The organism is Phycisphaeraceae bacterium, from assembly GCA_040222855.1.
In the GTDB taxonomy this organism is placed as follows: domain Bacteria; phylum Planctomycetota; class Phycisphaerae; order Phycisphaerales; family Phycisphaeraceae; genus Mucisphaera.
Window position 1 is genome coordinate 182,822 of sequence record JAVKCD010000003.1, and the last position, 15,603, is coordinate 198,424.

Genomic DNA, 15,603 nt, shown 5'->3' on the forward strand with positions numbered 1-15,603 from the left:
CGCCAATCCTCCCCCCCAACTACTCCGATCCCTATTAGGATTAGCCCTCCCTAAATCACCGAATCCCGCTTCCCCAGCCCCAACGCCGGCCGCACATCGACCTGCACCAGCTTCTGCTCCTGCAACTGCTTCGCCGTCTCCGGGTCCACATAGTCCGAGTGACACGACGCCTTGCCCGAATCGTCCGCCGCCTCAACCACCTTCTTGGTCTTCGACGCCAGCTTGTGAATCTGCTCAGGCGACAACACCCCGCGCTGCTCAAGAATCGCCCGCTGCTCCTCCGTCAACGCCGCCGACTGCACAACCTTCTCGCGCTCAAATCCCTCCGCCTTGCCCGACGCCCAGTCCTGAATCTCCTTCGAGATCCGCACCGAACACCAGTCGTGACCGCACATCGCGCAGAAATCCGTATCAACATCCAGATCCTCATCGTGATACGCCCGCGCTGTATCCGGATCGAAGCTCAACTCAAAATGACGCTCCCAGTTCAGCGCCGCCCGCGCCTTGGTCAGCTCATCATCCGCCTGACGCGCACCCGGAATCCCCAGCGCCACGTCCGCCGCATGCGCCGCAATCTTGTACGCAATACAACCCTGCTTCACGTCATCCTTCTTCGGAAGCCCGAGGTGCTCCTTAGGCGTCACATAACACAACATGCTCGCACCATGGAACGCCGCCGCCGTCGCTCCAATACACGACGTGATGTGGTCATATCCCGGAAAAATATCCGTCACCAGCGGGCCCAGCACATAAAACGGCGCACCATGACACAGCCGCCGCTGCGCCTTCATGTTGAACTCAATCTGATCAAACGGCACATGCCCAGGACCCTCCACCATCACCTGCACACCCATCCGCCACGCCCGCTCTGTCAGCTTGCCGATCTCAACCAGCTCCGCCAGCTGCAACGCATCCGTCGCATCCGCCAGCCCCCCCGGCCGACAGCCGTCACCGATCGAGAACGTCACATCATGCTCACGCATGATCCCGCAGACCTTCTCCCACGCCGTGTTCATCGGGTTCTGCTGATTGTGAGTCAGCATCCACTTCGCCAGCAGCGAACCGCCCCGCGACACCAGCCCGATCAGCCGATCCTTCGCCAGCGGCAAATGCTCCTTGAGCACACCCGCGTGCACCGTGAAATAGTCCACCCCCTGCAACGCCTGATGTTCAATCGTCCGCAGAATATCCGACTCATTCAGGTCCTCGATCGTCCGACCAATGATCATCGAATAGATCGGCACCGTGCCAATAGGCGTCGTACTGTTACGAATCAGCGCCTCACGACACGCATCCAGATCCCCACCCGTAGACAAATCCATCACCGTGTCCGCGCCCCAGCGCTCCGCCCACTGCAACTTCTCCACCTCTTCATCTGTACCCGACGACACCGGCGACGCCCCCATGTTCGCGTTGATCTTCGTCTTGCTCGCACGACCAATCGCCATCGGATCAAGCCGATACTTTAAGTGCGTACGGTTTGCCGGGATCACCATCCGCCCCGCCGCCACCTCATCACGAACCTGCTCCGCCGTGAGATGCCCCTCACGCTCAGCCACCCGACGCATTTCCGCCGTGATCGTTCCCAACCGCGCAAACTCAAGCTGCGTGATCGGCTCAAAACCCTCCGGTGCCACACCACGGATGTGCTCGCCCACCGCCGTGTGCTGATGACCAGAGCATCCCGACTGATGATCCGACACCGCCTCGATCGTCCATCCCTCAGGCAGAAAATCCCACGCCGTCTTGTCCGACGGCACCGGCATCCCGACCGTGTCCTGCGATGTGAACGTCCAAGCCGTACCCACCCTCGGCGCCTGCGCGAACGACCCAGGCGTCGTCGCCCTCGGCTCCACGCCAGGGTCGTAACCCACAGGCGGAAGTACGCAATCAGTCCCCTCAAGTCCGGTCGGTTGCTGGGGAGTCGTAGGGTCGTTGCTCGAGCGGATCATGGCATACCTCCAAGAGGTGTTGGGGCCCGCCCAGGCGTCGTCGAGCATCACGATCAGGGCCGGATCAGATCAGAATCACAACGATCATCCGGCGACGTGCGCTTCCCTACGCCGGTACGAACCGGGTCAGGTTCCAAGGGTCTGTCTCAGCCCGCGTTGCTCCGCGAGCACCCCTAGCGTCTCCATAGTCTAGGTCACCCCGACCCCCGATTCAATCAGCACAACCGCGCCAACCCGCCTTCAAACCTCAGCTGCCAAGCCTCCAACTCAACTCCGTCAACCGCAGGACCGAATAACCCACTACGGAGGCAGCCTCGCTATGAGCTACAAAACCACCAACACCCGCGGATTCACCCTCGTCGAAATCCTCATCGTTGTGGTCATCCTCGGCATCCTCGCCGCCATGGTCATCCCACAGATGAGCTCCGCCACCGAGGAAGCCAAAGTCGGCGCCGCGATCGCCACACGAAACGCCATCCACACCGCACTCCTCAACTACTTCAAAGACCACGCCGAATACCCCGAAACCATCGATCAGGAATGGTTCGTCAGTAAAAAACTCCCCCAAAACCCCTTCGCCACCGACTGGACCGGCGACAGCGTTCAGGAGTTCTCCAGCAATGACCTGAGCCGCCGCATCCCCGAATACAAAAAAATCAACCCCAGCCTCAGCTACGGCAAACCCATCTGGTACCACCCCCGCACCGGCGACGTCTACCTCCGCGTCCCCGACCTCGGCGTCGATGCCGACACCCTAAACCTCTTCAACCGCGTCAACGGCCTCGACCTCACCAGTATCACTCAGGACATGCCATAACCGAAAGCCGCTCAGCCAGGCATCGCCTTGATGTTCTCAGCACACTGCTTTGCCGCCTCAAGCTCATCCAGCGTCTCGTGGCCTTCCTGCTCAACAATCAACCACGACGCCTTGGACACTTCCTTCGCCGCCTTGAGCACCGCAGCCCAGTCCGTCCCACCCTTGCCGACAACCGCCTTGCCAAGACCTTCCGGCCCGTTCTCGCCTGGCTTGCCGACATACTCCTTCAGGTGCAGCGTGTGACCGCGACCCGGAAACTGACTCAGCACCTTCACCGGATCCTGCCCGCCAGCCTGGCCATTGCCCGTGTCGTACTGCATGATGAAATCAGCAGGCGTACCCTCCCCGATCATCTGCCAGCACGTCTTGCCATTCGCAAAAGGCGTGAACTCGAACCAGTGGTTGTGGTACCCCGCCCGGCAACCATGCTTCTTCACCGCATCGGCCGCCGCCGCAAGCCGCTCCGCCGTCTTCTTGCACGCATCCTCCGAATCCCGCATCGGCTCATCAATCCAAGGCACCACCAGATTCGTGCAACCCACCGCCAGATGCTCCTCCACCGTCTTCTGAAGCTGATCACCCTCCAGCACATCCAGCCCGACATGACTCCCCGCAACACCAAGCCCTAGATCGTCCAGCAGCTTCTTTAGCTCCGCAGGCGACACGCCGTGGAACCCGGCGAACTCCACCCCCTGATAACCCCACGAAGCCGTCTTACGGATCGCCTCGCAGATGTCCTTCTTGGCCAGGTTTCGGATCGAATAAAGCTGCAGTGCAAAAGGAATCGCAGGCATCGTCAACAGACTCCAACATCAAAAATAGGGGGGAAACCGAATCAAGAGCCGAGGAACGTAACGCAGCACCCCAGCCAGTAAAATCAGGACCTCTCAGGACTCGCCGCAGGCTTAGGCGACCGCGGGATCGTGATCACCGACCAGTCCGCACCCGCCTGCCACCGACACAGCCAAACCAGTTGACCAATGTGGTAGCCGTAGTGCGCCATCTGACGGTAAATCACAGCGACCACCAGATCAGGCTCGTCACGAATCGTAATCGTCTTCGTCAGGTCCTCAGGCTTCAAGCTGTCCAGCGTCCGGAAGAGAATCGACCACCCCGCCTCCCAATCACGCATCAACTCACGCTCATCCTTGTACCGATCAATGAACTCGTCATCACGATCCCGCCAGGGCTTCTCACCGTCCGAGGTCAGAAAGTCCGTCCACCGCGACCGCATCGACCCCGCCAGATGCTTCATGATCACCGCAGCACTGTTGCTCTCGGCATCAGGTGACTGACGTAGCTGATCAAACGTCACCTGCTCGATCGCCCGATCCGCCATCCGCTTCTGCGACCGGAACATCTCGATCGCCGCGTCGATCATCACCCGTCCAAGTTCAGAGCTCGAACCCGCCATCGATGTCCTCCGTGCCGCTCATTCGGCTACGCACTGAGTGTACCGCTTCCTGCGAAACTCGCCTCACAGCCGCCCCGGAACATCCAGCCACGCCAAAAAACGACCCAGCATCCGATCCCAGTAAGGCCACCTATGGTCCTCTCCCTCGTGCTCCTCATACGTCAACCCCAGCCCAACCTCCCGGGCTGTATCCCGAAACCTCAGATTCTGCTGATACAGAAAATCCGCCGTCCCACACGCCTGAAACAACTCCGGCCGCACCCCATCCGACCCCGCCAGCCGCCGCGCCAACGCCTCAGTGTCGTCATCCCCACCCGCAAATCGCTCCAGATCACCGAAAATATGCCCCTGCTCCTGCATCCACTCCGTGGCCCGATCCCCATGGTCCATCTGGCCAGCACGCCCCAACGCACCGGAAAACGACCCCGCCGCCGCAAACCGCTCAGGCGACCGCAACGCCCACTTAAACGACCCGTAACCCCCCATCGACAGCCCCGCCACAAACGTATGCTCCCGCCGCTCCGTCACCGGCAACATCCGTCCCACCACACCCGGCAACTCCTCGCTCAGATGCGTCCAGTACCGATACCCCGCCGCCATATCCGTGTACCACGCCCGATCCGTCGATGGCATCACCACCACCAACGGCTGCTCCTGCACGTGAAACTCCGCCCGGCCATAACGCGTCCAATCCGAATCATCCCCATAGAGCCCATGCAGCAACCACAACACCGGAAAACCCCCCGCAGGCACCTCTCGATGCTCCGGCACCAACGCGTGCAGCGTCCGGCTCATCCCCAGAACCTCCGAGCTGTACCGAATCTCCAGCTTCGCCATTTATAGATCTCCTGATCGTCCCGGTAGAATAACCACGTGCCCGACACCACCGTCACTGCCCTCCGACCCGACCCCCGCAACGAGGACCGCGTCCGCGTCATGGTCGGACCCCGCCGCGTCGCCACCCTCTCACCACGCTCCATCATCGACCTGGGCGTCGCCGTCGGCCGCGAATGGACCGAGGCCATGGCCGACGGGGCCCAAGCCAGCGAGCAAGCCGACCGTGCCGTCCAGAAAGCCCGCGGATACCTCGCCCGCCGACCCCACACCCGCAAACAACTCGACCTCAAACTCGCCAAAGCAAAGTTCGAGCCCCCAGCACGCCGCGAAGCCCTCGACCGACTCGACCACGCCGGTCTCCTCGACGACCTTGCCTTCGCCACCCGCTACGTCGAAGAACTCCGCAGCCGCAAGGGCGCCGGACCACGCCTCATCCAGAACAAACTCCGCGCCGCTGGCGTATCCGACCAGACCATCGCCCAGGTCACCCAGCAGACCGAAGCCGACGAACTCAACGATGCCGCCCGCGCCCTCGAATACGCCCGCAAACAGATGGCCGGACTCGCTCGCCTAGCACCCCAAGTCCGCCAACGCCGCCTCTTCGGCCGCCTCGCCCGCCGCGGATACGACACCGACACCATCCGCGATGTCGTTGACCAACTCACCAAAGACGACAACCCCGACTGACCCCGCACCCAAGCACCGGTATCCTCTACCCATGCCCAAGACGACCCTCCCTCTGCTCCTCATCACCGCCCTGCTCCTCACCGGCTGCGCCCGCCGCACCCTCATCATCACCTCCGAACCCGCCGGGGCCCTAGTCCACCTCAACGACCAGGAAGTCGGCCGCACCCCCATCCAACTCCCCTTCACCTACTACGGCGTCTACGACGTCCGACTCGAAAACGATAACAGCAAACCCCTCTGGACCACCGGCAAAGCCGACCCGCCCTGGTGGGCCTACCCCGGACCCGACTTCTTCGCCGAGTTCATCCCCGGACTACACGACCGCGTCGAATGGCACTACACCCTTGACCCCGCTCCCAACCCCGCCGACGAGAACATCGACGCCGTCAACGACCGCGCCCGACAGATGCGCGCCAACCTCGACCGCCCCATGCCCTGACGATCCCAAGACCATGCCCGACATCACCCCCCGTAGCCTCGACCTCGACAAAGACAAAGGACTCACCATCCGCTGGTCCGATGGCCGCGTCTCCTTCTACCCCGTCAACCTCCTCCGCCGACTCTCGCCCTCCGCCGAAGCCCGCGAGATGCGCAAGGCAATCGCCGCCAACCCCCTCACCGTCCTCCCCTCATCAACCTCATCCTCCGAGCCCCTCCGCGCTGTCGATGCCGAACTCGTCGGCAACTACGCCGTCCGAATCCGCTTCTCCGACGGACACGACACCGGCCTCTACGCCTGGCCCTACCTCCGCTCCATCGACCCCAACCAGCCCCCCGCAGACGCCACCACCCAGCCCGATGAGCCCGATCGCTAACAGAATCGACACATTTCACCTTCGGATATCCTGATACGCATGCGGACCACCACCGCCAACAACCACGCGGAGTCAGGTATGCCCGACCCAAAAAACAGGCATCACCAGGAATCCTCCGACACCTCAATCCTCATCGTCGAAGACGAGCAGGACCTACTCGAACTCCTCGAATACAACCTCGAACGCGAAGGCTTCAACGTCCGTACCGCCGCCACAGGCGAAGCCGGACTCAAAGAAGCCCGCGCCCAACCACCCGACCTCCTCATCCTCGACCTCATGCTCCCAGGCATGGACGGACTCGAAGTCTGCCGAACCCTCAAGTCACGAGACAACACCGCCGACATCGCCATCATCATGCTCACCGCCAAAGGCGAAGAAACCGACATCGTCCGCGGACTCGAACTCGGCGCCGACGATTACGTCACCAAACCCTTCAGCCCCCGCATCCTCATGGCCCGCATCCAGGCCATCCTCCGCCGAGCCTCCGAAGCCGCTTCCAGCGAAGCCGCCAACCCCCGCACCATCGAAGCCGCCGACGTCACCATCGACCTCGACCGCCACGAAGTCCACGCCTCCGGAAACCTCATCGACCTCACCGCCACCGAGTTCAAGCTCCTCACCCTCCTCGCCTCCCGCCGCGGCCGCGTCTACACCAGACAGCAAATCATCGAATCCATCCACGAAGGATTCGCCGCCGTCACCGATCGCTCCGTCGATGTCCAGGTCGTCGCACTCCGAAGAAAACTCGGCGAAACCGGACAACGCATCGAGACCGTCCGTGGCGTCGGCTATCGTTTCCGAGACTAAGCCCCTCCAGGAGGCCGCCCAAGCCCAGGCGGCAGCGCCCCTGTGCTCTATCTATTGGCCCAGAACCTGACCCAAACCCTCTCCGCCACACTCCTTGGCCTCGCTATCGCCCTGCTCATCGCCGTCGCCATCATCCTCTACCAGATCCGACGCGCCCTCCGACAGTTCTGTCGCGCCGCCGTCCGACTCTCCCGCGGAGACCTCTCCCAACCCGTCCGCGCCTCCAAAACCCTACGACTCACAGGTCTCTCCGACACCCTCGACGAAATGGCCGTCCACCTCGAAGGACGACTCTCCGACGTCATCCAGCAACGAAACGAACTCGGCGCCGTCCTCTCCTCCATGCGCGAAGGCGTCCTCGCCATCGACCTCGACGAACGCGTCCTCAGCCTCAACCACGCCGCCGCCGAACTCCTCGGCATCTCGCCCCACACCACCATCGGACGACCCATCCAGGAAGTCATCCGCAACGCCACCCTTCAGGACTTCGTCACCCAGACCCTCAAACGCGCCACCAACGAACAAGCCGAGATGAGCCTCCGCCTCAGCGGGTCCTCCGCCGGACAACGCCGCGACTTCCAGATCCTCTCCGGAACACTCCGCGACGCCCGCAGCGAACACCTCGGCGCCGTCATCGTCCTCCACGACGTCACCCAGCTCCGCCGACTCGAACGCATCCGCCAGGAGTTCGTCGCCAACGTCTCACACGAAGTCAAAACCCCCGTCAGCGCCATCAAGGCCGCCACCGAAACCCTCCTCGACGACCCCGACATCGAACCCGCAGGACGCGACCGCTTCCTACGCATCGTCGCCCGGCAGGCCATCCGCCTCGAAGCCATCGTCGAAGACCTCCTCAGCCTCGCGCGCATCGAACAGGAACAAGGCGAAGTCACCACCAACCTCGAACCACAACCCGTCACCCCCGTCCTCACCGCAGCCCGCGAAACCGTCCAGGCCAAAGCCGATACACGCTCTACACACATCAACATCAACGCACCACTAGATCTCACCGCACAACTCAACCCCGCCCTCCTCGAACAGGCCGTAATCAACCTCCTCGACAACGCCGTCAAATACAGCCCCGAACACAGCACCATCACCATGACCGCCAGAGCCGATCACAACGAAGTCATCATCGAAGTCACCGATCAGGGCCGCGGCATCGAACCCGAACACCTCCCACGAATCTTCGAACGCTTCTACCGCACCGACCGCTCCCGCAGCCGCGATCGAGGCGGAACCGGACTCGGCCTCTCCATCGTCAAACACGTCGCCGAAGCCCATGGCGGAAGAGTCTCCGTCGACTCCAAACCCGGACAAGGCACCACCTTCAGAGTCCACCTACAAGCCTCGGGAAAACCCCTAATTCCCGCAGAATCACTCACTTAAATGCCGAGTCCTCCACAAACTCGCGTATAGTGAAGAGTTAGGCGCGAACGGACTCGCCCCAAATCACTCGGAGACGGACCATGGCCACCCACCTGCAACGACAACTCGACAAACTCAAAAAAAGCCTCCTCTCCCTCGGAACCCTCGTCGAGGAAGCCGTCGATGGCGGAATCCGCGCCGTCCAGACCCGCGACTACGCCATCGCCCAATCTGTCATCGAAGGCGACATCAAAATCGACCAGCTCGAAATCGACGTCGAAGAAGAGTGCCTCCAGACCCTCGCACTCCACCAGCCCGTCGCATTCGACCTCCGATTCGTCATCGCCGTCCTCAAAATCAACAACGACCTCGAACGCATTGGCGACCTCGCCGTCAACGTCGCCCAGCAAGCCCAGTTCCTCGCCTCCTGCGCCGCCGTCGACCGCATCCCCTTCGACCTCGGCCGCATGAGCGCACTCGTCCAGGAAATGCTCACCAAAAGCCTCGACGCCCTGGTCAACCTCGACCCCTCTCTCGCCCGCGAAGTCCGCGAACTCGATGACAACGTCGATGAAATCCACCGCGAAATGTACGACCGCATCACCGAGTCCATGAAAACCAACCCCGAGCAGATCACCCAGATGATCCACCTCACCAACGTCTCAAGACAACTCGAACGCATGGCCGACCACGCCGTCAACATCGCAAAAGACGTCATCTACATGGCCGAAGGCGACATCGTCCGCCACCGACGACTCACCCGGGAACGTGACTCCGCCTGACTCAGCCCGACGGCACGTCCACAACATCACCAGTTAACGTCATCAACAGCCGCCCCGTCACCGCCGCGCGATCAACCCCCAACAACGCCGCCGCCGCCTCGCAGTACCGCCCCACCTGCGCCGCGTGTCGCTCCAACGCCAACGCTCTACCCGCCTCATCATCCGCCACACGATCCGTCTTGTAATCCACCACCTCCGCCCGCTCTACCCCGCCATCAACCTCCCAAACCACCAGACGATCGATCCGCCCCACCACCAGCGTCCCCTCCGCCGGCGTCCGGGCAAACGGCACCTCCGCCATCACCCGCGCCGCCCCACGCCGACTCAGAACCTCACAAACCGAATCCATCCCCATCGCCCGCCGCGCCTCAGCAACCCATTCACTCACGTCATCACCCGACACATCCAACCCACTCGCCTCCAGCAACGCCCAAGCCGCCTCGTCATCACCCACCCACGCCGGCAACTCGTCATCAACAAACCCGACACCCTCCAGCAGCGCATGCACCGCCTCACCACGCGCCCGCGCCGCCACCCCTCGCCCCCGCTCAAACAACTCCATCAACCGCGCACGCCCATGACTCGAAGCCGCCGACACCGACGCCATTCGCCCCTCCTTCACCTTCGCCCGCAGCGCCCGCCGCAACACACGCTCACCAACGTCCCTCCGCTCAACCCGCTCCGCCCAACCCGCTTCACCGAACTCAACCAGCACCTCACCCTCCTCATCCGGCTCCTCCGGCTCCTCCGGCAGCGCCAGCACCTGACGAATCAGCGAAGCCGCCGAACGATCACCCACCCCAGCCTTGCTCACCCCACCCTTCGCCGTCTTCCGCAACGCCGGCAGCATCACATACAACCCGTGAATCGCCCGCGTCATCGCCACATACAACCCGCACAACCGCTCCCCCAGATCGTCCGCCTCACCATCCCGAATCGCCTGCGCAATCAACGGGTAATAATCACGCAGCTTCTTAGGCGGACGATGCGCAATCTGTACAACCTCACCCGTCTGCGCATCACGCCGAATCGCCGGCCCCGCCCGATGAATCCACTTCTGATCCAAATCCGGCAACACCACCGCATCAAACTCCATCCCCTTCGACCGATGCACCGTCATCACCCGCACCGCCGACTGACTCGGCTCCTCAACCCGCTGCCGACGCACCGACGCCACAAAACGCCCCGGCCGAAGCGCCGCCGGCTCCGGCTCCGCACCCATCTCCAGGTCATACCGCTGCGCCATCACCAGCAACTGCTCCAGCCGCCGCCAACGCCCCTCATCACAAGCCCCCACCAGCCCTCCGATCCACCGCTGCAGCACCGCCCCGAAGCCAGAAGCCAGCAGCGCCCCACGAACACCCGCCCCCCAGCCCGCCAACCCATCATCCGACCCGGGAACCTTCACCACCTCACCCAACGGACTGTTCCGAACATGAAACGCCGCCGCCAGATCACCCGGATGATCCGCAAGCGTCAACGCAGACAACACCGCCTCCACCGCCGGGTCACCCGCGATCGGAATCCCACCCTCACCCGACGCCTCCACACCCAACCCCCTCAGCAACAACAGCAACTCGCCCGCCGTCCGATTACGCGACACCAGCACCGCCACCGAACGCCCCGGCAGCCGATCATGCAAAGCCTTCACCCGCTCCGCCACCTGACGAAGATGATCCGCCCCATGCGCACCCAGCGGGGCGTCCACCTCCTCCTCATACTCACCCGCTCCCGCTCCCCATGACCGCTCCTCATCATCCGCTTCACCCCTCAACGGCTCCGTCCGCTCCACACACGCATAACCAACCCGATCCGAGTGCGCTGCCTCGTGCTCAGGAAACGACCCTTGCCAATCCCGCAGCATCCGCACCTGCTCATCGCTCTCCACACCACCCCACGAGGTCAGATTCATAAATACCGCATTCACCAAGTCCAACACCGCCGGCGAACACCGCCACACCTTCGAGAGCTCCCGATTCCCACCGCCCGCATCCTCAATCCGCTTCTCCATCTGATCGAACAACCGCACATCGCCCCCACGCCAACCATAAATCGCCTGCTTCGTATCCCCCACACAAAACACCGACCGACCCGACTCCGCCGCCGGCCCACTCGCCAACACCTCGTCCACAATCGGCGACAACACCGCCCACTGCTGACGACTCGTGTCCTGAAACTCATCCAGCAACAAATGATCCGTCGTCGCGTCCGTCCGAAACCGCAACTCCTCCAGCCAACGCTCATCACCACCCACCACACCCTGCGCGAGCAACCGCGTCATGTCCGAATACAACACCGCCCCCCGACGCGCCGCCATCACCTCCCAGGCCTTGTCGTAATCCGACAAGAACAACGCCGTCGCATGCGTCCGCCAGTCAATCGTCTCCGCGACCTCCGCGATCGCATGCTCCATCACAGGCCGAAGCGCCCCCGACAACGCCTCCGGAATCTCCTTCCGATCAAACGTCTCGCCCGCCCAAACCTTCGGCGAAAGCCCAGCCGTCAATAAAGACTCCCACTCACCCGACTCCGCACAAGCCACCGCCGAAGACAACGCCCTCAGATACGACTTCTGCGTCTCACCCTTCTGAGTCTTAGGCAGCACGTCCCTACACCCGCGCAACCGCTCAACCGCCGCCACAAACGCCTCATCCCCCAACCGCCGACCATGCTTCCCAAAGTGCCACAAACCAGCCACCGGCGTCTCAACCCACACCCCGTGCAACTCCTTCACAATCCGATCAATCTCCTCCGTCACAGACCGCGTCGCCTGGCCCGACGTCAACCGCCGCAACCACGCAATCAACGTCTCCAGCGTCTCCGCCCGCTCACGCTCACTAAGCAGCCGCTCAATACTCCGACCCCGCAAGTCCTCCGCCAACGACGACTGCTCATCCAGCAACGTCGGCCGCTCAGGCAACCCCAACTCAAACGCAAACGCACTCGCCATCCGATGAAACGTACTGTCAATCGTCCCGATCGGCAGCCGCGGCAAAGCCCCCAACACCCCGTCAAACAAAACCCCCACCCGCTCTCGACCAAGCCGCACCCCCACGTTCTCATTGAGCGCCGCCAACCCCGCCGCATCACTCGACCCCTTCACCAGCCAACCCAACACCCGATCTCGAATCTCACCCGCCGCCGCCCGCGTAAACGTCGTCGCCAACACCCGCCCAGGCTCCGCACCCGACTCCAGCAGCCGCAGATAACGCTGCGCCAACGAAAACGTCTTGCCCGACCCCGCCGATGCACGGATCAACTCATGCTCTGGAATCACACCCCGACTCACGCCCCACCCCCCATCAACGCCGTCGTCCGCGCAATCAACCCCGCACGATCCGCCGCACCATCACCACACAAACCCGCCAACCCATCCTCAAACACCGGCAAATCCCCAGGCGGCCAGAACAACCCACCCACAATCCTCCGCACCACCTCATCCCGAACCACCCGCGCCGACGCCAACTCCTCCCCATCCCACCCCGCCAGATGCACATGCCCCCCAACATCCGCCGACGACGCACCCGGCAAAATCCAGTACCCCGCATCCACCGCCTCATCCACACCCACCATCGAATGCCTGACCAGATCCAGATACAACGGCAGCTGCAAATCCGACCACACCAAATCCCGCGTGTGATGACGACCCCGCGCCTCATTCTTCCGCGTGATCTTCCCAAACGTCTTGTAATCCAGCACCTGCCAACCAAACTCCGGGTGACGATCAATCCGATCAATCCGCCCCGAAACCACCACCGCCTCCCCGTCCACCTCCAACGGCAACTCCAGCTTCCGCTCCGCCGCCACAATCTCCCAACCCGCCGCCCACCGCGACACCTGCACCCGCGCCACCGCCGACAGCCGAGCCCGCAGACTCTCCAACTGAATCCGCTGCGCCACCGACCGATCATCTCCAAACCGCTTCGCCGCCTCAGCCTCCAACGCCCCCTCAAGCAACCGCTCCACCCGCAACAAACTCCCCCGCTCCTTCGCATCCACCTCCGCTAACCACTTCAACACATCATGCGTCAGCGTCCCAAACCGCGCAGCCCCCAGCTCATCCCCCTCCTCCTCCACCGCCGTGAGCTTCTCCACATACTTCAGGTAAAACCGGTACGGACACATCAGATAATCTCGAAACGCCGTCACCCCCAACCGCCGCAACACCACCCCCTCACGCCCAGGCGGGATCATCAAAAACCGATGCGCCCCACCCGGCTCACCCAACCGCAACCGCTCCGCCGGATGCTCCCGCTCTTCTAGAAACCGCCGCAGCCGCACCACCCGCGTCTCCCGATCGCCACCCAGCAACACCAGACTCGGCAACAACGGCTCCCGATTCACCGAACGCCCCGCCGCAATCAGCGTCACCTCCCGACGACACCGCACCGCCACCTCCAACGCCCACCGATCCCGCGCCTCGCGCATCTCACCCGCATCCAAACTCAACCGCTTCCTTACCGACATAGGCAGCAACGGCTCCACCCCCGGCCGCGCCGGAAACGACCCCTCATTCAACCCCGCCACCACCAGCACACCCGCCCCATCAAACGCCATCTCCAACACACCCACAATCGGCACCGCCGCCTCATCACCCGCCAAACCCACCGCCGCACCTTCCGCTCCCCCCAGCACCCAATCCACCGCCTCTACAAACCCCACCTCAGGCACACCCTCCGCCAACTGACCCAGACTCGCCACCGCATCCAACTCGTCCAACAACCCCTCCACCTCCTCCGCCAACACCGACCCCACCTCAACCTCACGCGCCCCATACACAGCCCGCAACACCCCGCGCAACACCTCAACCCAACCCTCCAACCGCCTCTCCTCCCCCGCCTCAACCGACACCAACCCCATCACCGCCTCATACAACGCTTTCACCCGCGCAATCACCTCATCATCCCCCACCCACACCGACCCCAAACGCCTATGAAACGCCTCATCCGCATAGATATCCAGCAAACCCGCCCAATCCCCATCACCCCCCACCACCCCCCGCAGATACCCATCCAGATCAGGATGCCGCACCAGCACCGCCAGATCATCAACACCCCGCGTCTCCACAAACCGCGCTAGCTGCCCCAGCAAAACCGCCGGACCACTCGCCGCCAAACCCCGCGACCCCACGATCGCAGCCCGCACCCCCGCCAACGACAACCCCGCCCGGATCGGCTCACTCAAATCACCATCCGCCGCCACCACCGTCACATCATCCGCAGCAACCCCATCGCCCTCCGCCACGCCCTCAATCGCCTCCACCACCGCCAACACCTGATCCTCCGCATCCTCCACAAACCGCAGCCGGCCCTCCTCCACATCCAACCCTCGCTCCGCCCACGCCTCCGGCCGAACCGCACCCAACACATCAAAGGCCTCGCCATCCTCACCCTCATCACCCCACACCAGCGCCACCACCTCATCCTCCACATCACTCAACAACCCCGCCAGCACCGGCCTCGGATCAAGCACCCCCAGCAGCACCACCGTCCGCCACAGCCGCAGCGGACCACCCCGCGCCGCCTCCGCCAAACCATGCCAACCATCCACCAACCCCTCACCCGCCAGCCTCTCGAGATACCGCCCCTCCAACTCGGCCAACGCCTCATACCGCTCCGGCACCGGCACATCCACACCCACCGCCTCCAGCAGCCCCGGCAACGCCCGAAAACTCAAACCATCCAGCACCAGATCACCCGAAGCCTTCGCCAGCCGCCGCGCCAACCGCAAACACGTCACCTCCCGATCCTCACCCGCCCGCTCACGCACCAGCGTCCCCAGCAACCCCGCCTCAGCCCCCCGCAACACCGACCACCACGCCACCACCGACTGCCAAGCCGTCGCCTCACGACCCTCCACCACCGCCAGCTTCCGCAGCAACACCTGCGGCGCCACCAGCTCAGGCGGCATCACCACACAACCCCGCTCCCGCGCACGGCCCGCCAGACGACCCAGCAACTGCCGTCGCGCCCGATCACTCGGCACCACCACCACCAGCCCCGTCAGATCCCACGCCCTCAGCCCACCACCACCCACCGCAACCATCCCCTCCAGCGCATCCACCGCCCCGGCCAACAACGGCTGGTCACGGCCCAAAAAAACCCTGCGAATCGACATGCCCCGC

13 protein-coding genes and 1 riboswitch are annotated in these 15,603 nt (G+C 63.4%); of the genes, 7 read left to right on the forward strand and 6 right to left on the reverse strand.

What is annotated here, in order from left to right; genetic code table 11:
* Positions 1-50 precede the first annotated feature (50 nt).
* A complete protein-coding gene (gene thiC / locus RIG82_00765; protein MEQ9459468.1) occupies positions 51-1,952 on the reverse strand; it encodes a phosphomethylpyrimidine synthase ThiC in 1,902 nt (633 codons plus the stop codon).
* Between the two features lie 86 nt (positions 1,953-2,038).
* Positions 2,039-2,137: riboswitch (TPP riboswitch) on the reverse strand.
* A 134-nt stretch (positions 2,138-2,271) separates the two neighbouring features.
* Between thiC and RIG82_00770 the strand changes: the two genes are divergently transcribed.
* Positions 2,272-2,769 carry a type II secretion system protein gene (locus RIG82_00770; protein ID MEQ9459469.1) on the forward strand — a complete coding sequence of 166 codons (498 nt, stop codon included), beginning with the start codon at positions 2,272-2,274 and terminating at the stop codon, positions 2,767-2,769.
* Between the two features lie 11 nt (positions 2,770-2,780).
* Here the strand turns inward: RIG82_00770 and RIG82_00775 are convergent, their stop codons facing one another.
* The 3 genes from RIG82_00775 to RIG82_00785 all read right to left on the reverse strand — a co-directional run bounded on the left by RIG82_00775 (position 2,781) and on the right by RIG82_00785 (position 5,020).
* Positions 2,781-3,563 carry a sugar phosphate isomerase/epimerase gene (locus RIG82_00775; protein ID MEQ9459470.1) on the reverse strand — a complete coding sequence of 261 codons (783 nt, stop codon included), beginning with the start codon at positions 3,561-3,563 and terminating at the stop codon, positions 2,781-2,783.
* Between the two features lie 83 nt (positions 3,564-3,646).
* Entirely contained in the window at positions 3,647-4,183 is a 537-nt protein-coding gene (locus RIG82_00780) for a DUF1572 family protein (protein ID MEQ9459471.1), read from the reverse strand.
* A gap of 63 nt (positions 4,184-4,246) precedes the next feature.
* Entirely contained in the window at positions 4,247-5,020 is a 774-nt protein-coding gene (locus tag RIG82_00785) for an alpha/beta hydrolase family protein (GenBank protein ID MEQ9459472.1), read from the reverse strand.
* Positions 5,021-5,056: 36 nt separating this feature from the next.
* On the opposite strand from RIG82_00785, the gene RIG82_00790 reads away from it, so the two are divergent.
* From RIG82_00790 to phoU, 6 genes are all read left to right on the forward strand, one after another.
* Positions 5,057-5,707 carry a regulatory protein RecX gene (locus RIG82_00790; protein ID MEQ9459473.1) on the forward strand — a complete coding sequence of 217 codons (651 nt, stop codon included), beginning with the start codon at positions 5,057-5,059 and terminating at the stop codon, positions 5,705-5,707.
* A 31-nt stretch (positions 5,708-5,738) separates the two neighbouring features.
* On the forward strand, positions 5,739-6,146 hold the full coding sequence (locus RIG82_00795; protein MEQ9459474.1) for a PEGA domain-containing protein: 408 nt from the start codon (positions 5,739-5,741) through the stop codon (positions 6,144-6,146).
* A 13-nt stretch (positions 6,147-6,159) separates the two neighbouring features.
* A complete protein-coding gene (locus tag RIG82_00800) occupies positions 6,160-6,522 on the forward strand; it encodes a DUF971 domain-containing protein (protein MEQ9459475.1) in 363 nt (120 codons plus the stop codon).
* Between the two features lie 39 nt (positions 6,523-6,561).
* The gene (locus RIG82_00805) at positions 6,562-7,329 is read left to right on the forward strand and encodes a response regulator transcription factor (GenBank protein MEQ9459476.1); all 768 of its coding nucleotides are present in this window, start codon (positions 6,562-6,564) and stop codon (positions 7,327-7,329) included.
* 42 nt (positions 7,330-7,371) lie between these two features.
* On the forward strand, positions 7,372-8,718 hold the full coding sequence (locus RIG82_00810; protein ID MEQ9459477.1) for an ATP-binding protein: 1,347 nt from the start codon (positions 7,372-7,374) through the stop codon (positions 8,716-8,718).
* An 80-nt stretch (positions 8,719-8,798) separates the two neighbouring features.
* Positions 8,799-9,479 (forward strand): phosphate signaling complex protein PhoU, encoded by a 681-nt coding sequence (phoU, locus tag RIG82_00815; GenBank protein MEQ9459478.1) that lies wholly within the window; start codon positions 8,799-8,801, stop codon positions 9,477-9,479.
* A 1-nt stretch (position 9,480) separates the two neighbouring features.
* Here phoU and RIG82_00820 read toward each other — a convergent pair whose 3' ends face one another.
* Positions 9,481-12,768, reverse strand: coding sequence for a UvrD-helicase domain-containing protein (locus RIG82_00820; GenBank protein MEQ9459479.1), 3,288 nt, complete (start codon positions 12,766-12,768; stop codon positions 9,481-9,483).
* A complete protein-coding gene (locus RIG82_00825; GenBank protein ID MEQ9459480.1) occupies positions 12,765-15,596 on the reverse strand; it encodes a PD-(D/E)XK nuclease family protein in 2,832 nt (943 codons plus the stop codon). Before RIG82_00825 ends, RIG82_00820 begins: the two co-directional genes overlap by 4 nt.
* Positions 15,597-15,603: the final 7 nt, after the last annotated feature.